General features: G+C 60.0%; 22 protein-coding genes and 1 pseudogene. 13 read left to right on the top strand and 10 right to left on the bottom strand.

Translation table 11 applies throughout. The annotated features are described in order from the left end of the window. Positions 1-80: 80 nt before the first annotated feature. Positions 81-503: a GNAT family N-acetyltransferase gene (locus OK411_RS21510; protein WP_264365662.1), complete on the bottom strand. Its 423-nt coding sequence runs from the start codon at positions 501-503 to the stop codon at positions 81-83. Positions 504-1,223: 720 nt separating this feature from the next. Here OK411_RS21510 and OK411_RS27225 point away from each other — a divergent pair. Beyond that, positions 1,224-2,000, top strand: a pseudogene (locus tag OK411_RS27225) (PAS domain-containing protein); the annotation flags it as partial. 3 nt (positions 2,001-2,003) lie between these two features. Continuing rightward, positions 2,004-2,543 (top strand): methyl-accepting chemotaxis protein, encoded by a 540-nt coding sequence (locus tag OK411_RS27220; protein WP_223259141.1) that lies wholly within the window; start codon positions 2,004-2,006, stop codon positions 2,541-2,543. A 134-nt stretch (positions 2,544-2,677) separates the two neighbouring features. Here the strand turns inward: OK411_RS27220 and OK411_RS21500 are convergent, their stop codons facing one another. Continuing rightward, complete coding sequence (locus OK411_RS21500) at positions 2,678-4,102, bottom strand: MFS transporter (protein WP_264365661.1); 1,425 nt, start codon at positions 4,100-4,102, stop codon at positions 2,678-2,680. A gap of 125 nt (positions 4,103-4,227) precedes the next feature. Next, positions 4,228-4,668 (bottom strand): PACE efflux transporter, encoded by a 441-nt coding sequence (locus OK411_RS21495; protein WP_073472057.1) that lies wholly within the window; start codon positions 4,666-4,668, stop codon positions 4,228-4,230. Between the two features lie 122 nt (positions 4,669-4,790). Here OK411_RS21495 and OK411_RS21490 point away from each other — a divergent pair, with 122 nt between their 5' ends. After that, the gene (locus OK411_RS21490; protein ID WP_122752180.1) at positions 4,791-5,663 is read left to right on the top strand and encodes a LysR family transcriptional regulator; all 873 of its coding nucleotides are present in this window, start codon (positions 4,791-4,793) and stop codon (positions 5,661-5,663) included. Between the two features lie 117 nt (positions 5,664-5,780). On the opposite strand, the gene OK411_RS21485 is transcribed toward OK411_RS21490, so the two are convergent. After that, the gene (locus OK411_RS21485) at positions 5,781-6,812 is read right to left on the bottom strand and encodes a LacI family DNA-binding transcriptional regulator (RefSeq protein ID WP_024014046.1); all 1,032 of its coding nucleotides are present in this window, start codon (positions 6,810-6,812) and stop codon (positions 5,781-5,783) included. 216 nt (positions 6,813-7,028) lie between these two features. Here OK411_RS21485 and OK411_RS21480 point away from each other — a divergent pair, with 216 nt between their 5' ends. Both OK411_RS21480 and OK411_RS21475 read left to right on the top strand, forming a co-directional pair. Next, the gene (locus tag OK411_RS21480; protein ID WP_016773550.1) at positions 7,029-7,562 is read left to right on the top strand and encodes a gluconokinase; all 534 of its coding nucleotides are present in this window, start codon (positions 7,029-7,031) and stop codon (positions 7,560-7,562) included. A gap of 82 nt (positions 7,563-7,644) precedes the next feature. Next, positions 7,645-8,997 (top strand): GntP family permease, encoded by a 1,353-nt coding sequence (locus OK411_RS21475; protein WP_016773551.1) that lies wholly within the window; start codon positions 7,645-7,647, stop codon positions 8,995-8,997. A 186-nt stretch (positions 8,998-9,183) separates the two neighbouring features. Here the strand turns inward: OK411_RS21475 and alaC are convergent, their stop codons facing one another. Continuing rightward, complete coding sequence (alaC, locus tag OK411_RS21470; protein WP_125926445.1) at positions 9,184-10,392, bottom strand: alanine transaminase; 1,209 nt, start codon at positions 10,390-10,392, stop codon at positions 9,184-9,186. A 138-nt stretch (positions 10,393-10,530) separates the two neighbouring features. On the opposite strand from alaC, the gene OK411_RS21465 reads away from it, so the two are divergent. From OK411_RS21465 to OK411_RS21455, 3 genes are all read left to right on the top strand, one after another. After that, a complete protein-coding gene (locus tag OK411_RS21465; protein WP_016773553.1) occupies positions 10,531-11,193 on the top strand; it encodes a LysE family translocator in 663 nt (220 codons plus the stop codon). A 69-nt stretch (positions 11,194-11,262) separates the two neighbouring features. Next, positions 11,263-11,748, top strand: coding sequence for a GyrI-like domain-containing protein (locus OK411_RS21460; RefSeq protein WP_073472062.1), 486 nt, complete (start codon positions 11,263-11,265; stop codon positions 11,746-11,748). Between the two features lie 88 nt (positions 11,749-11,836). Further along, the gene (locus OK411_RS21455; protein WP_264365660.1) at positions 11,837-12,325 is read left to right on the top strand and encodes a GNAT family N-acetyltransferase; all 489 of its coding nucleotides are present in this window, start codon (positions 11,837-11,839) and stop codon (positions 12,323-12,325) included. A 131-nt stretch (positions 12,326-12,456) separates the two neighbouring features. On the opposite strand, the gene OK411_RS21450 is transcribed toward OK411_RS21455, so the two are convergent. Next, positions 12,457-13,062 (bottom strand): pyridoxamine 5'-phosphate oxidase family protein, encoded by a 606-nt coding sequence (locus tag OK411_RS21450; RefSeq protein ID WP_110602454.1) that lies wholly within the window; start codon positions 13,060-13,062, stop codon positions 12,457-12,459. 18 nt (positions 13,063-13,080) lie between these two features. After that, on the bottom strand, positions 13,081-13,566 hold the full coding sequence (locus tag OK411_RS21445) for a GNAT family N-acetyltransferase (protein ID WP_264365659.1): 486 nt from the start codon (positions 13,564-13,566) through the stop codon (positions 13,081-13,083). 142 nt (positions 13,567-13,708) lie between these two features. Here OK411_RS21445 and OK411_RS21440 point away from each other — a divergent pair, with 142 nt between their 5' ends. Genes OK411_RS21440 through OK411_RS21430 form a run of 3 tightly spaced genes read left to right on the top strand, consistent with a single transcriptional unit; the run spans position 13,709 to position 15,747 of the window. Continuing rightward, the gene (locus tag OK411_RS21440; protein ID WP_024014040.1) at positions 13,709-14,134 is read left to right on the top strand and encodes a YybH family protein; all 426 of its coding nucleotides are present in this window, start codon (positions 13,709-13,711) and stop codon (positions 14,132-14,134) included. Between the two features lie 40 nt (positions 14,135-14,174). Continuing rightward, positions 14,175-14,519, top strand: coding sequence for a YciI family protein (locus OK411_RS21435; RefSeq protein ID WP_024014039.1), 345 nt, complete (start codon positions 14,175-14,177; stop codon positions 14,517-14,519). Further along, complete coding sequence (locus tag OK411_RS21430; protein WP_110602448.1) at positions 14,512-15,747, top strand: RNA polymerase sigma factor; 1,236 nt, start codon at positions 14,512-14,514, stop codon at positions 15,745-15,747. The genes OK411_RS21435 and OK411_RS21430 overlap by 8 nt, the downstream gene beginning before the upstream one ends. Before the next feature lie 362 nt (positions 15,748-16,109). Here OK411_RS21430 and OK411_RS21425 read toward each other — a convergent pair whose 3' ends face one another. Then, on the bottom strand, positions 16,110-16,964 hold the full coding sequence (locus OK411_RS21425; RefSeq protein ID WP_264365658.1) for a LysR family transcriptional regulator: 855 nt from the start codon (positions 16,962-16,964) through the stop codon (positions 16,110-16,112). A gap of 89 nt (positions 16,965-17,053) precedes the next feature. Here OK411_RS21425 and OK411_RS21420 point away from each other — a divergent pair, with 89 nt between their 5' ends. Beyond that, entirely contained in the window at positions 17,054-17,491 is a 438-nt protein-coding gene (locus OK411_RS21420; RefSeq protein WP_264365657.1) for a multidrug/biocide efflux PACE transporter, read from the top strand. 121 nt (positions 17,492-17,612) lie between these two features. On the opposite strand, the gene OK411_RS21415 is transcribed toward OK411_RS21420, so the two are convergent. Then, on the bottom strand, positions 17,613-18,371 hold the full coding sequence (locus tag OK411_RS21415) for an SDR family NAD(P)-dependent oxidoreductase (RefSeq protein ID WP_071173321.1): 759 nt from the start codon (positions 18,369-18,371) through the stop codon (positions 17,613-17,615). A gap of 121 nt (positions 18,372-18,492) precedes the next feature. Between OK411_RS21415 and OK411_RS21410 the strand changes: the two genes are divergently transcribed. Next, complete coding sequence (locus OK411_RS21410) at positions 18,493-19,389, top strand: LysR family transcriptional regulator (protein WP_130928857.1); 897 nt, start codon at positions 18,493-18,495, stop codon at positions 19,387-19,389. 136 nt (positions 19,390-19,525) lie between these two features. Here OK411_RS21410 and OK411_RS21405 read toward each other — a convergent pair whose 3' ends face one another. Continuing rightward, positions 19,526-20,548 carry a transporter gene (locus OK411_RS21405; RefSeq protein WP_217878702.1) on the bottom strand — a complete coding sequence of 341 codons (1,023 nt, stop codon included), beginning with the start codon at positions 20,546-20,548 and terminating at the stop codon, positions 19,526-19,528. Between the last annotated feature and the right edge of the window lie 91 nt (positions 20,549-20,639).

Below are 20,639 nucleotides of genomic sequence, written 5' to 3'. Positions count from 1 at the left end.
CCCCCCCCCCCCCCCCCCCCCCCCCCCCCCCCCCCCCCCCCCCCCCCCCCCCCCCCCCCCCCCCCCCCCCCCACAAGGGTTCAGCGTAAATCTGCGGGATTGAGTTCCATCGCAATCATCGGCTTGCTCCGCGCATACCGGCTCAACCGCTCGGCCATCGCCTGCGGCAGCGGCGGATCGAAGCTGAACCCGCGTCGCTCATAAAAACCGCGCAAATCAGGATGGCAAAACAGCCACACCGGCTCCTCCACCTTAGCAACCGCCGCCGCGATCAGTTGCGCAGCAATTCCCTGCTTGCGACACCCCGGATCAACAAACACCCCCGTCAGCCAATGCCCGCCCGCTACCGGCCGCAGGCACAGCGCCGCAACGATCTCGCCGCGCCGCGCTACCCACAACTGTGCCTCGCGCACGGCTTTCATCGACGACTGGTGGCCGCGGTAGAACTTGTTCATCAGCGGCCACAACGATTCGTCGAGCTGGCTGTAGTGGATATCGGGCATGAGGTCGGCTGTTGTGCGAAAAGCGCCGATTATAAAAGAACGCGCGCCACGGGATAGGTGTATACCTGAACTCACACCCCTGTGAGTGGAGTACCAATCATGTCCAAAGGTATGGATTCAAAGAAAGCCGCGAAGAAGAAACCGGCCAAGACCGCGATTGAAAAACGTGCCGAGAAGAAAGCCAAGAAGGTCGACATCTTCGGCCATTAAGCAATCCCTACCGGAGCCCGTTTCGCGGGCTTCCGCTTCGCTGGCGAAAACGTCCGTTTTCACCACACTGTTTCCCGCGCTGAACCGTTTCTTGTGCAAAAAATGCCAGATACTGGCCGACTAGTGGCCTTGCGCCCGGCGTCGGGATGGCTATGCTTTGCAGGTAACTAACCATGTCGACCGTCATGCCAACAGGGCGGCGGTACCAGGTTGGTCCGTGATTCATGCTGCCAGAGTGCGCAATCCAAGGCACCGACACTGAACCAACAAGGAGCGTCATCTAAATGGAAGTTCTTCTACGCGTTAGGGCTGGCCCGCTTGCGGGCTATCAAGAAAAGGATGTCTTGATCAGAGCGTCGCTGCAGGGACCCTCCGATTGATCATCATTTATCACCTGACAACTTCCTCCCGTGGAGGAAGGCGTGTGCCTGTTCTGTGGAACGTAGTGATGGATCTTGCAAGACCTGAACTTTCATCAAATCAAAAGAACGCGCGGAAGGTGATACAACCATGTTCAACCTACATCACAAGGCTGACCTGCGGGAAATCGAGCGTTTCAGCTGTGCGCTGACCGAGGCCAACGCGAAAATAGAGGCAATCAGCCGCTCGATGGCGATGATCGAGTTCACTCCGGACGGCATCGTTCTCGACGCCAACGAGAACTTCTGCAAGACCATGGGCTACAGCGCCGATGAAGTGCGCGGCAAACACCATCGGATCTTCTGTGAAGAAAGCTTCTACCGCAGCGAGGACTACGCGAAGTTGTGGCGCGACCTGGCCCGTGGTGAACCGCTCAGCGGCACGTTCCTGCGTTTGAACAAAAGTGGCCGTGAGATCTGGCTTGAAGCCAGTTACATGCCGGTGTTCGGGCCCGACAAACAGGTCAGAAGTGTGATCAAGGTTGCGGCGGACATCACCGCACGCATCAACAAAGAACATGAAGAAGAAGCCATGCTGGCGGCGATCGGTCGTTCCATGGCGGTGATCGAGTTCACTCCCGAAGGCAATGTCATCCGCGCTAACGACAACTTCCTGCAGACCATGCAGTACGCGCACCCTGAAATTGTCGGCCAGCACCACAGCCTGTTCTGTCACCGTGCCGAAGCCGAATCTGCGCAATACAAAGCTTTCTGGGCTTCGCTCAATCGCGGCGAATATCACTCGCACCGTTTCGAGCGCAAGAACAAGTCCGGGCAGATGGTTTATCTGGAAGCCTCGTATAACCCGCTGTTCGACGCCAAGGGCCGCTTGTACAAAGTGGTCAAGTTCGCCAGTGACATCACCAAGCAGATGACCACCCTGCAGAACGCTGCGGAATCGGCCCACAGCACCTCGGTACAAAACGACGCCTGCGCGCAAAAAGGCTCACAAGTCGTGCAGCAGACCGTGCAGATCATTCAGGACATTTCCCGCGATCTGAACGAAGCGGCGGTGAGCATCGATGCGGTCAGCAAACAGTCGGACATCATCGGCACCATCGTCCAGACCATTCGCGGCATTGCCGATCAGACCAACCTGCTGGCACTCAATGCAGCGATCGAAGCGGCGCGCGCCGGTGAGCATGGACGCGGTTTTGCCGTCGTCGCCGATGAGGTGCGCAGCCTCGCCGCGCGGACCAGTCAGGCCACTCTGGAAATTGTCGACGTGGTGCGCAAGAACCACGACCTGTCGCTGAGCGCGGTATCGAGCATGCAGTCGAGCCTGAGCCGCACCGGGCTGGGCGTGGAACTGGCGAACGAGGCGGGCGAGGTGATCCTCGAGATTCAGCAGGGCTCGCGGCATGTGGTGGATGCGATCAGCCAGTTCAATGAAACCCTGCAATTGAACTGAGCTGTTCAACGTCACCAATAGCCAATGTGGGAGCGAGCCTGCTCGCGAAAGCGTTGTGTCAGTCAAGCCTATAGCCACTGACACGACGCCTTCGCGAGCAGGCTCGCTCCCACAGGTGAGTCCTGCGTTGGCCTTCAACGATGAGCAATATTCTCCAGCGCCAGATTACGCGTTCGTGGGCCGAACCAGCCGATGGTCAGCATCACGATCAGCATGCTGCTGACGATAAACGCCAGTACCCCCGGCGTGCCGAAATTATCCAGGAACATGCCGATCAGCAGACTGCTGAACACCGTCGACAAGCGACTGAACGAATAGCAGAACCCGACCGCGCGGGCGCGGATGTTGGTCGGGAACAGTTCGCTCTGATAGGAGTGATAACTGAAGCTCAGCCAGGCGTTGCAGAAGGTGATCATTACCCCGCAGAAGATCAGCCCGAAGGCGCTGCTCTGCAGGGCGAACAGGGTGCCGAAGGTCATCGCGCCGAGGGCCGAGCCGACGATCTGCCATTTGTTTTCGAAGCGGTTGGCGAACTTCACGAACAGCAACGGCCCGAGCGGGTAGGCGAGGGTGATGATGAAGGCGTACATCAGACTGTGGGTGACGCTCACGCCCTGGCCCGAAAGCAGCGCCGGCAACCAGTTGCCGAAACCGAAAAAACCGATCGCCTGAAAGATATGAAAAACGATCAGCATCAACGCGCGACGGCGGTACGGCGGCTGCCAGATATCGGCGAAACGGCCCTTGCCTTCGACATCGACTGACACCGGTTCCGGCGCATCCAGCGCTTTGCCGTAATCCTTGGCGCAGCGCGCTTCGATATGGTCGAGGATCCGGTTGGCCTCATCAAAGCGACCATGCTGCGCCAGCCAGCGCGGCGATTCCGGCAGACGCTTGCGCAGCCACCAGATAAACAGCGCAAACACCGCGCTGGCCAACACTACCCAACGCCAGCCGGACACTCCGAACGGCGCTTGCGGCACCAGCCACCACGACATCAAGGCCACCGCCGGCACCGAGAGGAACTGCACGAAAAACGCAAAGGCAAACGCCGAGCTGCGCATGCGTTTAGGGACCAGTTCCGAGAGGTAGGCATCGATCGTCACCAATTCGATACCCAAGCCGATGCCGACCAGAAAACGCATGCCGATGATGCCCAGCGCCGAGGTCTGAATCCCCATCAGCACTGTCGCCACCGTGTACCAGATCAGGGCGAAGGTGAAGATCGCCCGGCGGCCGAAACGATCCGCCAGCGGACTGAGCAGGCTGGCGCCGAGGAATAGGCCGAGGAACGTCGCCGAGGCGAACGCCGCCTGATCGGAGAAGCCGAACACCCCCTGACTGCCAGTGGCGAACAGGCCGTCGCGAATCAGCCCGGGACTGATGTAGGCGGTCTGGAACAGATCGTAGAGTTCGAAAAATCCACCGATCGACAGCAGCGCCACCAGACGCCAGATGGTGGCGACGGCGGGCAGACGGTCGATGCGGGCGGAAATCTCGGCGGCGCGTACCGGGTCGATGCCATCACTGGGCGCGGCGGCGGGAGCGTGAGCAGTCATAAGCTGATCCATTTTTTATTGATGGAAAAGCTTAGCCTGCTATCGGTGTTAGCGGATTGTGAATGTCGGCGGTTTAACAGGTTGAACCGCTGATTTCTCGCAATATCTACTTACGAATTAGCGATTTATGTCGCAGCGGTAGAATCCGGCAGCGCCGAGCTCGGCAGGCCGAAAATGCGGTCGAACAGCCAGTTGAACACGAAGGTGTAGCACGGGATGAAAATGATCAGTGCCAGATCCAGCAGGAACGCCTGCATCAGGCTGATGTTCATCCACCACGCAATCAGCGGAATCAGGAACACGATCAGCGTCAGTTGAAAGCCGACGGCGTGGGCGATACGCCGTTTGACCGTACGGGTGCGCGAGACCTGGCGACTTTCCCAGCGCTCGAACAACGAGGTGTAAATGAAATTCCAGGTCACGGCGATGCTGGTGATGATCACCGCCAGCGGCCCGGTGCTGCCCGGCGATGTGCCCGATAACAGTGCCAGACCAAGTGCCGAGAAGGTCATGCCGATCACTTCGTAGAGCGACACGTAGACCAGTTTGCGTTTCACGCCTTGCATGCAGATTTGCCTCTTTCTTGCCGAATGTTGGCCAGCGGGGCTGGCGAAGGCGAGCAAAGATAGCTTCAATAGACCTGACAGAAAAAGTCGGAAGCTTTCAGTTTTATTGATAGGTGAGGCGTTTGAATTTCAACAGCGACAGCATCGAATTATTTCTCGCGGTGATCGAACGCGGCTCGTTCTCCGCTGCCGCGCGGCAGTTGGGCAAGGTGCCCTCCGCGGTGAGCATGGGCATTGCCAATCTTGAAGCGGAACTCGGTTACCCGTTGTTCGACCGCAGCCACCGCGAGCCGCAACCCACGGCGATGGCGCAGTCGTTGGTGCCCCACGCGCGACTGATCGCCGAGCAGCTCAAGCAGCTGCAAGTGCACGCGGTGGAGCTGTCTTTGGGACTGGAAAGCAGGTTGTCGATCGGCGTGGTTGCGGACGTTGATCGGCGGCGCTTGCTGGCAGCGATCAAGGTGATTGCCGAGCGGCATCCGTTGCTCGACATCGAAGTGCTGACTGCGCCGCAGGATGATGTGCTGGCGATGTTGCACAGTGGCCGGGTCAGCGTGTGCCTGGCGTTTGCCGGTTTGAGCGTGAATGCGCTGGAGCGGTTTCAGTTCGTCGGCAGCGAACGCATGATCGCCACGCTGGCGGCGGACAGCCCGTTGTTGCAGGGGCGGGATGTGTTTCTTGAAGATCTGGTGCAGGTGCGGCAGATCATCGTCGCCAGCCGTGACTTGCCGATCAGCGAAACGCGGCCGTTGGTGGCCGAATCCTACTGGCGTACGGACAATCTTGAGACGGCAATGGAAATGGTCGAAGCGGGGTTGGGCTGGGGTAATTTTCCGCTGTCGGTGGTACAGCCGTGGCTGGACACGGGACGTTTGAAAAGGCTGAATTTTCGCAACATCGAAAATGGCCTGGTGCTGCCTGTGCACGCGGTGTGGCTCAAGAGCCAGCCCTTGCAGAAGGGTGCGCAGGCCCTGGTTGACCTGCTCAGCCATTGAGCACAACACAAAACCCCTGTAGGAGCTGCCGAAGGCTGCGATCTTTTGATCTTGTTCTTGAAAGCAAAATCAAAAGATCGCAGCCTTCGGCAGCTCCTACAGGGGATCGCGTGAGGGTCAGGTACTCTCGCGCACCTTCAGCTCAAACCCCATATCCTCCACCGGCCGCGCCACTTTGTTACCCGCCATCAACGTCAGCATCTGCTCCGCCGCGCGCCGGCCGATCGCCTCGCGCGGGGTGTTGATGCTGCTCAGGCGCGGCACCATGTGTTCGGACATCGGCAAATCGTTAAAACCGAGGATCGCCACTTGCTCGGGAATTTTGATGCCATTGCGCAACGCTTCCAGCAGCGCACCCTGGGCCAGGTCATCGTTGCCAAAGAAGATCGCATCAACATCCGGATGCGCCGCCAGCAATTGCAGGAACAACTCGCCGCCCAAGCCCACAGACGAAGCACGCGGTGTCAGCACTTCCAGATCCGGGTCATAGCGGCCCGCCTTCTGCAACGCCTTGCGGAAACCTTCACCGCGCAACAACGTGCGCTGGTCCAGCTGCGCACCAATGTAGGCCAGACGTTTACGCCCGCGAGATAGAAGGTGTTCGGCGGCAGTTTCCCCGGCGCTCAACTGCGAGAAACCCACGCAATTGACTCCGGCAGCACTGTCGAGCTCCATCATGTACACGCAGGGAATGTTGCTGGCCTCGATCATCCGCCGCGAACTTTCCGTGCGATCAAAACCGGTCAGCAGAAACCCGCGCGGCTGATAAGCCATGTAATTGCGCAGCAGGTTTTCTTCTTCATCGCGCGAATAGTGGAAGTTGCCGATCAGCACTTCGAAGCCTTTGGGCGTCAGCACCCGATGAATGGCTTCCAGGGTGTCGATGAACAGCAGGTTGGACAGTGACGGCACCAGCACCACCACCGAATGGCTCTGCGCCGAGGCCAGTGCGCGGGCGGCGGGGTTGACTACATAATTGAGTTCAAGCGCAGCTTTCTGCACTTTTTCCACCAGTTCGGTGGCTACCGTGCTCACCCCGCGCAAGGCGCGCGAGGCAGTGATCGGGCTGACGCCGGCCAGGCGGGCTACTTCGTTGAGGGTCGGACGGCCGGTGGTGCGGGTATTTTTATCGTTCTTGGGGGAGGTCATCGGGCGGCTTGCCAAACAAAAATCAAGGCACTAAGGTAGCGCTGTCCTGATGCAGCTGCAAATGCGTGAGCGCGGTCCTGCCTGATCTGTGCTCTTTGGCGCCGGGAACAAACCTGCTGCAACCCAAAAAAACGACAAGAAGGCGTCGGCAACTTCTGCCTGTGCACTAGAGTCATAGCTAGCAAAGGTAGCGCTGTCTGCGCGCTGAGGTGTTATATGAGTCATCCCATCACCGCCCTGGTCATCATGGGCGTTGCCGGTTGCGGCAAGACGTGCGTCAGCCAGGCCCTGTGCCAATTGAGCGGCGCCACTGCCATTGAAGGCGATACTTTTCATCCGGCCGCGAACATCGAAAAGATGAGCGCGGGGATCCCCCTGAACGACGAAGACCGCGCTGGCTGGCTCGACAGCCTGTGCGATGAACTGCGTCGCGTCGATGCCCAAGGCCAGCGCCCGGTATTGACCTGCTCCGCCCTTAAACACAGTTACCGCGAACGTCTGCGCAGTGCCTTGCCGGGCCTCGGTTTCGTGTTTCTTGAACTGACCCCGGAAGTTGCCGCCGAGCGTGTATCGCACCGCCCGGGCCACTTCATGCCGGCGACGTTGATCGAAAGCCAGTTCGCCACCCTCGAATCGCCCAAGGGCGAGCCGCTGACTCTGCCGCTCAATGCCTCGATTCACAGCGTCGAAGAGCTGGCCCTGCAGGCTCACGTCTGGTGGCAGGCCAACGGTCTGAAACAGGCGGTATGAGTATGTTGAAAAAGACAGCGCTGTCCTCCCGACTTCTGTTCAACCCGCTTTAATAACAACAACAATCCAGGAGACACCCCCCATGTTTGGCATGTCCCACGAGACGTTCCTGCTGCTCGATGCGGTGGTCACGGTAATCGGCCTGATTATCCTGATCACCAAATTCAAGATTCACCCGTTCATAGCCCTGACCATCGCCGCCGCATTTCTTGGCCTGACTTCCGGCATGCCGATCAACACCATCATCAAGGCGTTCCAGGACGGCTTCGGTGGCGTGCTCGGTTTCGTCGGCATCATCCTCGCCCTGGGCACCATGCTCGGCAAAATGATGGCCGAATCCGGCGGCGCCGATCAGATCGCCCAGACCCTGATCCGCGCCTTCGGCAAGGACAAAGTCCAATGGGCAATGATGTTCGCCGCGTTCCTGGTGGGCATCCCGCTGTTCTTCGAAATCGGCTTCGTGCTGCTGATTCCGCTGGTGTTCATCGTTGCGCGTCGCACTGGCGTATCGATCATCAAAATCGGTATCCCGCTGCTCGCCGGCCTCTCTGCGGTGCACGGGCTGGTACCGCCGCACCCGGGTCCGCTGCTGGCCATCGGCGTGTTCGGCGCTGACATCGGCAAGACCATTCTCTACGGTCTGATCGTCGCGCTGCCGACCGCCATCATTGCCGGTCCGATCTTCGGTACCTTCATCGCCAAGCACATCCCGGGTCACCCGAATCAGGAACTGGTCGATCAACTGGCCCGTGAAAACGATTCGGCCAACCTGCCAAGCTTCAGCATTACTCTGGTCACCGTGCTGCTGCCGGTGTTCCTGATGCTGCTGAAAACCTTCGCTGACGTGGCACTGCCGGACGGAAACTTCTTCCGCATCTGGATGGACATGATCGGCCACCCGATCTCCGCACTGCTGCTGGCGTTGCTGTTGTCGCTGTACACCTTTGGCTACAAGCAGGGCATCGGTTCCAACCAGATGCTCAAGTGGCTCGACGCAAGTCTGGCGCCTACCGCTGCGATCATTCTGATCATCGGTGCCGGCGGTGGCTTCAAGCAGATGCTGGTGACCAGCGGCGTGGGTGACGTGATCGGCCACATGGCGGTCAGCGCGCAGATTTCGCCGATCCTGCTGGCGTGGCTGGTGGCGGCGGTAATCCGTATCGCGACCGGTTCGGCCACTGTGGCGACCATCACTGGCGCCGGCATTGTGGTGCCGGTTGTCGGCATGATTCCGGGCGTCAACCGTGAGCTGCTGGTGCTGGCCACCGGCGCCGGTTCGCTGATCCTGTCCCACGTCAACGACGCCGGTTTCTGGCTGGTCAAGCAGTACTTCAACATGACCGTGGCCGAAACCTTCAAGACCTGGACCGCGATGGAAACCATCCTCTCGGTGGTCGGCCTGGGCTTTATCCTGCTGCTGTCGCTGTTCGTATAAGCGGCAGTTTGCAGGCACAAAAAAACCGCAGTGATGCGGTTTTTTTGTGGGCGTGGACTTCCTGCTTGATCGTTCCCACGCTCCGCGTGGGAATGTAGCCCGGGACGCTCCGCGTCCCTAAGCGGACGCAGAGCGTCCTTTGAGGCATTCCCACGCAGAGCGTGGGAACGATCAGAGGTGTGCCACTTATTTCGAGGCCAGGCCATCCGCGCGGAACATCCCGCGAATCCCGCGCACGGCCTGACGAATGCGGTCCTGGTTTTCGATCAGCGCGAAGCGCACGTGATCATCGCCGTACTCACCAAAGCCAACCCCCGGCGAGACGCAGACCTTGGCCTCGGCCAGCAGTTTCTTGGCGAACTCCAGCGAGCCCAGATGCGCATACGCCTGGGGAATCTTCGCCCAGACGTACATCGACGCTTTCGGATTCTCGACCATCCAGCCCAGCTCATGCAGGCCTTTGACCAGCACGTTGCGGCGCTGACGATACTGCTCGGCGATGTCGCGCACGCATTGCTGATCGCCTTCCAGCGCGGCAATCGCCGCCACTTGCAGCGGGGTGAAAGTGCCGTAGTCGTGGTAGCTCTTGATCCGCGCCAGGGCGCTGACCAGTTCCGGGTTGCCGACCATGAACCCGATGCGCCAGCCGGCCATGTTGTAGCTCTTGGACAGGGTGAAAAACTCCACCGCAATGTCCTTGGCGCCCGGCACTTGCATGATCGACGGGGCTTTCCAGCCGTCGTAGACGATGTCGGCATAAGCCAGGTCGTGGATGACCAATACGTCGTACTGCTTGGCGAGGGCGATCACCCGTTCGAAGAAATCCAGTTCCACACACTGTGCAGTCGGGTTCGACGGGAAGCCGAGGATCATCATTTTTGGCTTGGGGATCGAACCGCGAATGGCGCGCTCCAGCTCATCGAAGAAATCCACCCCCGGCACCAGCGGCACCGAACGCACCTGAGCGCCGGCAATCACTGCGCCGTAAATGTGGATCGGATAGCTCGGGTTCGGCACCAGCACGGTGTCGCCCTGGTCCAGGGTGGCCAGCATCAAATGCGCCAGGCCTTCCTTGGAACCGATGGTGACAATGGCTTCGCTTTCCGGGTCGATATCGACTTCGTAGCGCTGCTTGTACCAGTTGGAAATCGCCCGGCGCAGGCGCGGAATGCCTTTGGACGTCGAGTAACCGTGGGTGTCTTCACGTTGGGCGACCTGCACCAGTTTTTCGACAATGTGCGGCGGCGTGGCGCCGTCGGGATTGCCCATGCTCAGGTCGATGATGTCTTCACCACGGCGGCGAGCGGCCATTTTCAGCTCGGCGGTAATGTTGAAAACGTAAGGGGGGAGTCGATCTATGCGCGCAAAGCGGCGCGGCGAACCTTGTTCGGCCATTGTTGCCTCGGATAACGTAAGCGCCCGGAACCGTCCGAGCGACGCTGGTCACTGCGGTGACCTGTGGCGGAAGATAAGGGCAGTGATGGCATGCTGTCCAGCGCGCTTGTAAACATTTTTTTCAAGGAAAATCGGTCAATGGAATTCACCAGCGGCTTCTTGCTGAGCCTTTCGCTGTGCCTGGATATCGGCGTAGCCAACATCGCAATGATCACCCTGGCCATGCAGCGCGGCTACTTTCAGGGCTTCGCCCTGGGCCTGGGCACCTGCGTCGGTGACCTGATCTATGCGGTGCTGGCCTTGGCCGGCATGACCGTCCTGCTGCAATACGAAACCGTGCGCTGGGTGCTGTGGATCGGCGGTTCGGCGCTGCTGATCTACTTCGCGGCGAAGATGATTTATTCGGCGATCCACCACGAAGCGCTGCTGGCGGAAACCGCGGAAGTGGGGCAGAACTCCCATCGCAAGGAATTCTTCCGCGGCATCTTCCTCGCCATGTCATCGCCCAGTGCGATTCTCTGGTTTGCTGCGGTCGGCGGCACATTGATCGCCCGATCCGGTGGCGGTGGTCCGTTGAGTTCGGCGCTGTTTTTGGGCGGCTTTCTCTGCGCCGGGCTGCTGTGGTCGGCCGGTCTGTGCTTCGCAGCAAGCCATGGCGGCAAGCTGCTGGGCGACAAGCTGCTGCGCTACTCCTATCTGGCATCGGCGGCGATCTTCTGTTATTTCGCGGTGTACGTGATCGTTTCTGGCTACAACGAGTTTGTCGGCTCGGGCGCCGTCGAGCAGTTGCATTCGCTGTAAACGTGCGAAACGGGTCGGGCTTTCTATACTCCCAGCCGAATCCACTTTTCCGTTCTGAGGAGTCGCGTCATGGATGAACAACAACGCGTCGAGATAACCGAGCCTCGCTTCGAACACGGGCAATTTCTGCTGATTGCCGGTTTCGGCGGGCGATTCACTCAGGAGACCACCGAAGACATTCCCGCGTTGTGGGAAAAACTGATCCCGCACTTGGGAAAAATCCCCGCGCAAGTCAATGAAGTGACCTACGGCGTTTGCTGCAATGCGGATGGCGAGGGCGGTTTCGAATACATCGCCGGGGTGCAGATCGACAAGCTCGACGACCTGCCGGAAAAGTACCGCTGGGTTGAAATCCAGCCGCAGCAATATGCGGTGTTTGAGCACAAGGGGTCACTGGCGCAACTCCCTGACACCTTCCAGTACATCTGGAACACTTGGCTGCCGCAGTCCGGCCACGAAGCGGCGGACGCCCCGGAATTCGAGCGCTACAGCGAGGATTACAACCCGAAACTCAATACCGGCACCCTGGAAATCTGGCTGCCGATCAAGGCCTGAGCGGCGTACTAATCGAGGCGGAGCATGTCCGCCTCGGTGGTTGTGCTTTATGCTGGCGGGCCTTGTTTCCACAGATTTTTGAGCTGCCATGAACACCGTGATCCGCAACGTCAGCGCCGCCGACCTGCACCGCTGCTACGCCATCGAAACCGTCGCCTATGAAGGCGACGAAGCCGCCACCCGCGAAAAGATCGCAACGCGCATCGCCACCTGGCCGGACGGCTTCATCGTCGCCGAGGTGAACGGCGTGGTCGCCGGTTTCATCAATTCCGGCGCGGCGTTCGACGTGCAGATGTCCGACGAAGCCTTCAAGGAACTGATCGGCCACGACCCGAAAGGCCCGAACGTGGTGATCATGTCGGTGGTGGTGCACCCGGATTACCAAGGGCAGGGCCTGGCCAAGCGCCTGCTCGGCGAATTCATCGAGCGCATGCGCGCCATGGACAAAGCGACAATTCATCTGATGTGCAAAGAGCAGCACATTGCGCTGTATGCCGGCTTTGGCTTTGCCTACATCAAACCGTCCGAGTCCGACCACGGCGGCATGGCATGGCACGAAATGATCCTGACCCTCTGAACTTCAATCAAAACTGTGGGAGCGAGCCTGCTCGCGAAAGCGGTATTTCAGCGAAGCAAGTGTCGACTGACACGACGCCTTCGCGAGCAGGCTCGCTCCCACAGGGTTTTGAGGTGTCTGTAGTTGCGCGGTTAGTAAAGGCTTTCACGCACCCGTTTCGGCGCTTCCCGATCGTAGGTGTCGGCGTCGAACTGGCCGTCATTCAGGCGCTTGTGAAATGCGCCAGCAGATGGCAAGGCCGAGCGCGGCAGGTGCGTTTCTGGATTCCACGCATCCGAGCGGACAAAGGCTTTCGAGCAGTGAAAAAACGCCGCGTCCACCGTCACCAGCAACACAGTTTTCGCCGGTTTGCCATTCACCGCGAAACTCTCCAGCAACGCCGGTTCATCGCTGATCAGGGCCGTGCCATTGACCCGCAATGTTTCGCCGATCCCGGGAATGATGAACAGCAGCGACACCCGCGAATCGTGCAGCACATTGCGCAAGGTATCGATGCGGTTGTTGCCCGGGCGATCCGGCAGGGCCAACGTGTTTTGATCAATGATCCGAACAAACCCCGGCGCATCACCGCGCGGCGAGTTATCGAGGCCATCGGTCCCCACCGAGCTGACGATCACTAGCGGCGACAGGCGCACCATCGCCTGATAATCCTCGTTGAGAAAGCCGATCTGCTTGCGCACGGCGCGCTCGTGGGGCCGGCCGTAAATGGCTTCCAATGCTTCTATCGAATCGATCATCGTTTATCCCTCTACGATTTAAAAAAACAGGCCCATCCGCCGCTCGTACCCAATCCGGCCCTTGTACGCTTCGCCGCTGTCGACGTAGCCATGCCTGGCGTACAGCGCAATCGCCGCCTCGTTATCAGCGTCCACCGATAATTCCAGCCCCTTGATCTCCGGCCACGCCTCGCGGGCGACAGCGGGCAGCTCTTGCAGGCACGCCTTGCCGTAACCCTTGCCCTGCGCGCGCCGATCGACCTGCAGAGCATGCAACGTGGCGCTGTGTTCGTCGGCCCAGTCGGGCAATACCGGTGGGCGCTTGAGCAGCAGAAACGCTACCGGTACGTCGTCCGCCAGCAGGGCAAAACCCTTTACGCCAGGGCCGGGCTTCGACAGCAGGGTGTGCAAGGCACCGTGGATGTCGCCGGAGAATTTGATCTGCTCGGGGTGAATTTCAATCGACTCGACTTGCTCACGCTGCAAAGGGCTGAGGCTGTCGTAAGGCACGAGTTGGGCTGACACGGGAATTTCCTTTTTCCTACAAGGATTGAAGCTCGGATTCTAGCGACATTGTTGTCGGCGAAATTTTTTTGTTTGCCCTGTCGATCTACGCAAAGGGCAAACGACTAAGGGCGTCTTCACAACAAAAACCACGGAGAACACCATGAGCGCACAAAGCGAAATCCAGACCCTTATCAACACCTACCGCGAAGCAGTAATGGCCAAGGACGTCGAAAAAGTCATGGCCCTGTACGCCGACGACATCGTCTCGTTCGATGCGATCAAGGCCCTGCAATTCAAAGGCAAAGCGGCGTACCGCGCGCATTGGGTCGAGTGCATGGAAATGTGCCCCGGTCCGCACATCTTCGAGTTCCACGAAATCGCCATCGAAAGCGCCGACAACATCGCTTTCGCCCACTGGGTGGCCAATTGCGGCGGCACCAACGACAAGGGCGAAACCCAGAGTTGCTGGATGCGCGTGACCGCCTGTTATCGGCAAGTCGGCGGGGCGTGGAAGATTGCCCACGAACACTGGTCGGCACCGTTCGATCCGATGAGCGGCGCGACGCTGTTCGATGTAACCCCCTGATCTTCAGCCATAGTTGATCCGTTCGAATCAGGAGATCGCCATGAAATACCTATGCTTGGTCTACAGCGATGAACGCCTGCTGCACACCTCGCCGGACAGCCCGGAAGACGCCGAATGCTGGGCCTACGCAGAGTCGATTCAGGGCAGCGGGCGGATGATCGCCGCCGAAGCGCTGGAGTCGGTAGAAACCGCCACCACCGTACGGATGCGTAATGGCAAGTTGTCGATCACCGACGGGCCTTTCGCTGAAACCAAGGAGCAACTGGCCGGTTTTTACCTGATCGATGCCAAGGATCTCAACGAAGCGATTCAGGTGGCCGGCAATATTCCGGCAGCGCGGGTCGGCAGCGTTGAGGTACGTCCGGTGCGGCAGTTGAATGTCTGACGTCAGGGCGCGGGTCGAGCAGGTCTACCGCGAGGATTCACGGCGGATTCTGGCCACGCTGATCCGCCTGCTCGGTGATTTCGACCTCGCCGAAGAAGCCTTGCACGAGGCGTTCTTCGTCGCGGTCGAGCGCTGGCAGCGCGATGGCGTGCCGGACAACCCGCGCACCTGGCTGGTCTCCACCGGACGTTTCAAAGCCATCGATGTGCTGCGCCGGCGCGCGCGGTTCAAGGCTTCGCAACCGCTGCTGCTGGCACAACTTGATGAGCTCGAACAGGCCGACTGGAGTGGCGAAGACGTGGAAGACGATCGCTTGCGGCTGATCTTCACCTGTTGCCACCCGGCACTGGCGGCAGATGCGCAAGTTCCGCTGACCTTGCGCGAAGTCTGCGACCTCACCACCGAGGAAATCGCCCGCGCTTTTCTCTCGGCGCCGGCGGCGATTGCCCAGCGCATCGTGCGCGCCAAGGCCAAGATCCGCGACGCGAAAATCCCCTATCAAGTGCCCACGCTGAACGAATTGCCCGAGCGCCTCGACAGCGTATTGCGGGTGATTTATCTGGTGTTCAACGAAGGCTATTCGGCCTCGGTCGGTGCCGAGCTGACCCGCGAAGATCTGACGCGCGAAGCGATTCGGCTGGGGCGCTTGTTGATGGAGTTGCTGCCTGAGCCGGAAGTCATGGGTCTGCTGGCGCTGATGCTGCTGCATGAATCACGCCGGCCGGCACGAACCTCGCCGAGCGGTGAACTGGTGTTGCTCGACGATCAGGATCGCTCGTTGTGGCACGCCGGGCTGATGGCCGAGGGCTGCGCGCTGGTCGAGCGCGCGCTGAGTACGCGGCGCTTCGGGCCATATTGCCTGCAAGCGGCGATTGCAGCGGTGCATGCGGAAGCGCCGTCGGCGGCGGAAACGGACTGGCAGCAGATTGTCGGTCTGTATGACGTATTGCTGCGCGCGGTGCCGTCGCCGGTGATCGAGCTGAACCGCGCGGTGGCGGTGGCCAAACGGGATGGAGCGTTGGCCGGGTTGTTGTTGGTTGAAGGGATTCTGGCGCGTGGCGAGTTGCAGGATTACCACTTGGCGCATTCGGCGCGGGCGGAGTTTTGCCGGCAGTTGGGCCGGGTGGAGCAGGCGCGCGCGGCGTATCAGCGGGCGCTGGAGCTGACGCGGCAGGAGCCGGAGCGGCGGTTTATTCGAGCACGTATCATGGCGCTCGAAATGCTCTGACCTTGGCGCTCTGGCTAGTGTGGGCAGCCTGTGGATTGCCCTCACCCTAACCCTCTCCCAAAGGGAGAGGGGACTGATTGGGGGATATTGGAGGGATTCACCGACTTGAACGAATTGTCTTGAATCCATAATCGATAAGGTTTTTCAGGTCGATGCATAACGCCAGACACCTCGGTCGGCCCCCTCTCCCAAAGGGAGAGGGGACTGATTGGGGGATATTGGAGGGATTCACCGACTTGAACGAATTGTCTTGAATCCATAATCGATAAGGTTTTCAGGTCGATGCATAACGCCAGACACCTCGGTCGGCCCCCTCTCCCTCCGGGAGAGGGCTGGGGTGAGGGGCTTTTGATTTCAAGCGCTTATTCAAGCATCTTGCTGAGCAACCAGCTCCCTGCCGGCCCCGGCGGATACAAGCGCGACCACAAGGCGTCGACAAACACCGGTTTCGGCCAGCCGCGCACGTCGAGCTCTATCAGCAAATCATTGGCATAACGCTGCACCAGCCACCTCGGCAACGGTGCCCAGCCAAAGCCTTTTTCCGCCATTTCCAGCAGCATCAGATAACTCGGCGCCGACCACACCCGGCCTTTGCCGCGGCTGTCATACGGATTGACGATGGTCGCCAGCCGCAACTCGCGATGTTGCTCGAGCATCTGCTGATCGACATGCTCAAGCTTTGCCAACGCATGCTCACGACTGACGAACAGGGCAATCTCCGTGCGCTCGGCCACCGTCGAGGTCACCAGATCCGGCGGGTAGTTGTCTTGCATTTCCGCGAAGGCCAAATGCGCCCGGCCGCGCTGGACCAGTTCGATCAGGTCTTCGCATTCGGCAATCAGGCATTCCAGCTCAAGCTCCGGATAACGCTGCTCGAAATCCACCAGCGCCGCCTCGAAACGATAGGACTGATAAGTGTCGGAAATCGCCACGGTCAGCTTCGGTTCCACACCTTGGGCCAACTGCCGTGCGCTCATCTCCAGACGACTGGTGGCGGCCAGAATCGCCTCGGCTTTCTGCAGCATGACGTGGCCGGCGGGGGTGAGGGTCGGTTTGCGGCTGCTGCGGTCGAACAGCTGCAAATCCAGATCAATCTCGAGACTGGCGACCGCGGCGCTGATGGTTGACTGACTGCGCCCCAGTTTGCGCGCCGCTGCGGAAAATGAGCCCTGCGTCGCTGCCTGCACAAATGCCAACAGCACTTCCTGCGAAGCCATGAACTATCGCCTTGATCGATGGTTATTGGTTTTGAAGTATCGGTATTCAGTTGGATCATGGCAACCATCGTCAAACAAGGAGTCAGGCCATGACTGCCCATAAGTCCATTACCGAACGTGTTTTCCAGGCGGTTGGTTTCGAGTTTCTCGCGATCCTGATCTGCACGCCGCTGCTCGCCTGGATCATGCAAAAGCCGCTGCTCGACATGGGCGCGGTGACCGTGTTGATCGCGCTGTTGGCGCTGGCGTGGAACGTGGTGTTCAACCGTTTTTTCGACCGTGCTCTGGCGCGGATGAATCTGCCGCACAACGCCTGGGTCCGTGTAGTGCATGCGCTGTTGTTCGAGGGTGGGCTGATCGTGATGGGCGTGCCGCTGATTGCCTGGTGGCTGTCGGTCAGCCTGTGGCGGGCGCTGTTGCTCGACATCGGCGTGCTGCTGTTCTTCCTGCCGTACACCTATGTCTATCACTGGGGTTATGACGTCCTGCGCGAGCGCTTCATGACCCGCCGCGCATATGAAAGCTGAGGTAAACCTGTGTGGCGAGGGGATTTATCCCCGTTGGGCTGCGTAGCAGACCCGATTTTGGGGCCGCTCCGCAGCCCAGCGGGGATAAATCCCCTCGCCACAAACAGTCTGTTGGTTGAGGTCAGAGAAACATGCCGCCAGATGCCTCGACCCGCTGACCGTTGATCCACTGTCCACCCTCCGACAGCAGCAGCGCCAGTGCACCGCCAATATCATCCGGCAGCCCTACACGACCCAGCGCAGTGTTGCTGGCAACCATCGCGTTGACAGCGCTGTTGTCGCGCACCGTGCCGCCGCCGAAGTCGGTTTCAATCGCACCCGGCGCCAGAACGTTCACGCCAATCTGCCGCGCCCCAAGCTCTTTCGCCTGATAACGCGTCAGCACTTCCATAGCACCTTTCATTGCCGCGTACGCGCCGTAACCCGGCAGGCTGAAGCGGGTCAGGCCGCTGGAAATATTGACGATGCGCCCACCGTCATTGATCAGCGGCAGCAGTTGCTGAGTCAGGAAAAACGGCCCTTTCAACTGCACATTCATCAGCAGATCGAATTGCTCGGGGGTGGTTTCGCTGAACAGCGCATGCACGCCGACCCCGGCGTTGTTGATCAGGAAATCAAAGCGCTGACGTTCAAAGGTTTGCCCCAATACCTGTTCAACCTGCGCGGCGAATGCGGCGAAATTCTCGCTGCGGCCGACGTCCAGTTGCAGCATCGCCGCTTTCGCGCCGAGTGCCTGCAATTCAGTGACCAGTGCCTGGGCCTCGTCGGCGCGGCTGTTGTAGGTGCCGATGATGTCGATGCCTTGCGCGGCGAGGTGCAGGGCGGCGCTGCGGCCCAAGCCACGACTGGCGCCAGTGATCAGTGCGATTTTGCGGTTCATGCTGACTTCCTCGATTGCGTTGAATGGGGATGGAAGAAGTTTATTTATCCGCCCTGAGGTGATAAACACGGCAAAAGCGGAATCACTGATCGGCTCAGCCGAACAATCACCGGGGCTTGTCATGAACAAACTGGAACTGCTGCGCACCTTCGTCCGGGTCAGCGAACTGTCGAGTTTCACTCTCGCCGGTGAAAGCCTCGGCCTGCCGCGCTCGACGGTTTCCGAACAGGTGCAGGCACTCGAAGCCTTGCTCGGCACGCGGCTGTTGCAGCGCACCACGCGCAAGGTGCAGGCCACTCAGGATGGACTGGTGCTGTATGAGCGCAGCAAGGACTTGCTTTCGCACATGGATGAAATCGAAGGGCTGTTCCGTCAGGACGAGGCTTCGCTGACCGGGCGCATCCGCGTCGATATGCCGAACATCCTCGCGCGACGCTTGATCATGCCGCGCCTGCCGGAATTCATGGATCGCCACCCGAATCTGCAGATGGAAATCAGCAGTACCGACCGGCGCGTCGATCTGCTCAGCGAGGGTTTCGACTGCGTATTGCGCATCGGCGCGCAGCCGGATCAGTCGGTGGTCGCCCGGCATCTCGGCGACTTCCCGATGGTCAATTGCGCCAGCCCGGCTTACCTGCAACGTTACGGCGTGCCGCAGACCATCGAGGATCTGGCGCAGCATCGGCTGGTGCATTACGTCGGCGTACTGGGCTCGCGTTCGGAAGGGTTTGTGTATGAGGAGGGTGGCGAAGTGCGACGGGTGGCGATGGCCGGCAGTGTCACGGTCAACAGTACCGACGCCTATGAAGCGGCGTGCCTGGGCGGCTTCGGCCTGACGCAGGTACCGCGCACCGGCATGCAGCCGCATTTGGAAAATGGCGAACTGGTGACCGTACTGCCACAACACACCGCACCGCCGATGGCGATTTCGTTGTTGTACGCGCGGCAACGGCATTTGCCCCTGCGGGTGCGGGTGTTTATGGATTGGCTCGGCGAGGTCGTTCGTTCAACGCTCTGACATTGAGCACATTGCCCCTGTGGGAGCGAGCCTGCTCGCGAAAGCGCCATGTCATTCAACATTGATTTATCTGACACACCGACTTCGCGAGCAGGCTCGCTCCCACATTTGCCCTACGGTGGCATTGCGTTTGCGCTCAGTAATCGCCACGCTTGCGAAACGCCCAGCGCCCGGCAATCACGGTGAACGTCGCCACCAGCGCGACCAGCACCCAAAATCCGTGCGGGTCCTGGGACAGCGGCACACCCCCCACATTCATGCCGAAAAAACCGGCAATGATGTTGATCGGCAAGGCCAGCACCGTCACAACCGTCAGGGTGAACAGCGTACGGTTGCTCTGTTCGTTGAGGTTGGCGGCGATTTCTTCCTGCAACAGTTTGATCCGCTCGCCGAGGGCGGTGAGGTCGTTGATGATCAGCGCAAACTCCTCGGTGGATTTGCGCAGTTCCTTGACGTCCTCCTTCTGCAACCACGGCGGCGGACGATTGAGCAGGCGCAGCAACGAACCCGGCTCCAGCGCCAACAGCCGTTGCAGACGCACCAGCACGCGACGGTTGGCACCAAGTTCGGCGCGGTTGGTCGACAGGCGCGAGGAGAGCAGTTCGTCTTCGACCTGATCGACACTCAAGCTTGTCTTGCGCACGATCTGCGTCAGCACTTCGCCCTGATCGCGCAGCAAATGCACGAGCAGTTCCGAGGGCGAGCGAAAGCACTCGCCGGCCTTCACCGACGAGCGCAACTTGTCCACCGAATGCAGCGGTTGCAGGCGCGCGCTGACGATCAGTTTGCTGCGCACGCAGACCCACAGCGTCGACACGTCGGAGGAAACCATGCTGCTGAGGTTGAACACCACATCGTTGACCACCGCCAGCAGCGCCGAATCGACATGCTCGATGCGCGTCGATCGCGAACCTTCGTGCAGCGCTTCGAAAAACTCCTCGGGCAATTGCAGATGACTTTTCATCCAGCGCTCGCACGCGGCGTGGGCCAGGTTCAGGTGCAGCCAGAGAAACTCTTCGCTGTCGCCTTCGTCCTGCAAGCAGCGCAAAGCCGTCGCCGAATCGATCTCGCGCCCGCGCTCACCGGGTAGAAAACGAAAGCCGTAGAGCAAGCCAAACAGGTCCGGGGCACGATGGCTGATATCGAGGCTGTGGTTCATGGCGGCTCACTGCGAGGAGGGTGTCTGGTGGGGGATTTTCAGGTTCACCTGAGCGGCATCATCGCAAGCCAACATGACCGTTTTGTGACAG

This window comes from Pseudomonas sp. RG1 (assembly GCF_025910115.1).
Taxonomy (GTDB): Bacteria; Pseudomonadota; Gammaproteobacteria; order Pseudomonadales; family Pseudomonadaceae; genus Aquipseudomonas; species Aquipseudomonas atacamensis.
This window is presented reverse-complemented; position numbering and strand designations above follow the sequence as displayed.

Excerpts from the sequence above, each read along its gene's own strand:
- OK411_RS21410 (WP_130928857.1), top strand. The coding sequence starts at position 18,493 with ATGAACAAACTGGAACTGCTGCGCACCTTCGTCCGGGTCAGCGAACTG.
- OK411_RS21500 (WP_264365661.1), bottom strand. The coding sequence starts at position 4,102 with ATGACTGCTCACGCTCCCGCCGCCGCGCCCAGTGATGGCATCGACCCG.
- OK411_RS21455 (WP_264365660.1), top strand. The coding sequence starts at position 11,837 with ATGAACACCGTGATCCGCAACGTCAGCGCCGCCGACCTGCACCGCTGC.
- OK411_RS21405 (WP_217878702.1), bottom strand. The coding sequence starts at position 20,548 with ATGAACCACAGCCTCGATATCAGCCATCGTGCCCCGGACCTGTTTGGC.
- OK411_RS21430 (WP_110602448.1), top strand. The coding sequence starts at position 14,512 with ATGTCTGACGTCAGGGCGCGGGTCGAGCAGGTCTACCGCGAGGATTCA.
- OK411_RS21495 (WP_073472057.1), bottom strand. The coding sequence starts at position 4,668 with ATGCAAGGCGTGAAACGCAAACTGGTCTACGTGTCGCTCTACGAAGTG.
- OK411_RS21425 (WP_264365658.1), bottom strand. The coding sequence starts at position 16,964 with ATGGCTTCGCAGGAAGTGCTGTTGGCATTTGTGCAGGCAGCGACGCAG.
- OK411_RS21475 (WP_016773551.1), top strand. The coding sequence starts at position 7,645 with ATGTTTGGCATGTCCCACGAGACGTTCCTGCTGCTCGATGCGGTGGTC.
- OK411_RS21480 (WP_016773550.1), top strand. The coding sequence starts at position 7,029 with ATGAGTCATCCCATCACCGCCCTGGTCATCATGGGCGTTGCCGGTTGC.
- OK411_RS21435 (WP_024014039.1), top strand. The coding sequence starts at position 14,175 with ATGAAATACCTATGCTTGGTCTACAGCGATGAACGCCTGCTGCACACC.
- OK411_RS21465 (WP_016773553.1), top strand. The coding sequence starts at position 10,531 with ATGGAATTCACCAGCGGCTTCTTGCTGAGCCTTTCGCTGTGCCTGGAT.
- OK411_RS21460 (WP_073472062.1), top strand. The coding sequence starts at position 11,263 with ATGGATGAACAACAACGCGTCGAGATAACCGAGCCTCGCTTCGAACAC.
- OK411_RS27220 (WP_223259141.1), top strand. The coding sequence starts at position 2,004 with ATGACCACCCTGCAGAACGCTGCGGAATCGGCCCACAGCACCTCGGTA.
- OK411_RS21415 (WP_071173321.1), bottom strand. The coding sequence starts at position 18,371 with ATGAACCGCAAAATCGCACTGATCACTGGCGCCAGTCGTGGCTTGGGC.
- OK411_RS21420 (WP_264365657.1), top strand. The coding sequence starts at position 17,054 with ATGACTGCCCATAAGTCCATTACCGAACGTGTTTTCCAGGCGGTTGGT.
- OK411_RS21450 (WP_110602454.1), bottom strand. The coding sequence starts at position 13,062 with ATGATCGATTCGATAGAAGCATTGGAAGCCATTTACGGCCGGCCCCAC.
- OK411_RS21485 (WP_024014046.1), bottom strand. The coding sequence starts at position 6,812 with ATGACCTCCCCCAAGAACGATAAAAATACCCGCACCACCGGCCGTCCG.
- OK411_RS21440 (WP_024014040.1), top strand. The coding sequence starts at position 13,709 with ATGAGCGCACAAAGCGAAATCCAGACCCTTATCAACACCTACCGCGAA.
- alaC (WP_125926445.1), bottom strand. The coding sequence starts at position 10,392 with ATGGCCGAACAAGGTTCGCCGCGCCGCTTTGCGCGCATAGATCGACTC.
- OK411_RS21510 (WP_264365662.1), bottom strand. The coding sequence starts at position 503 with ATGCCCGATATCCACTACAGCCAGCTCGACGAATCGTTGTGGCCGCTG.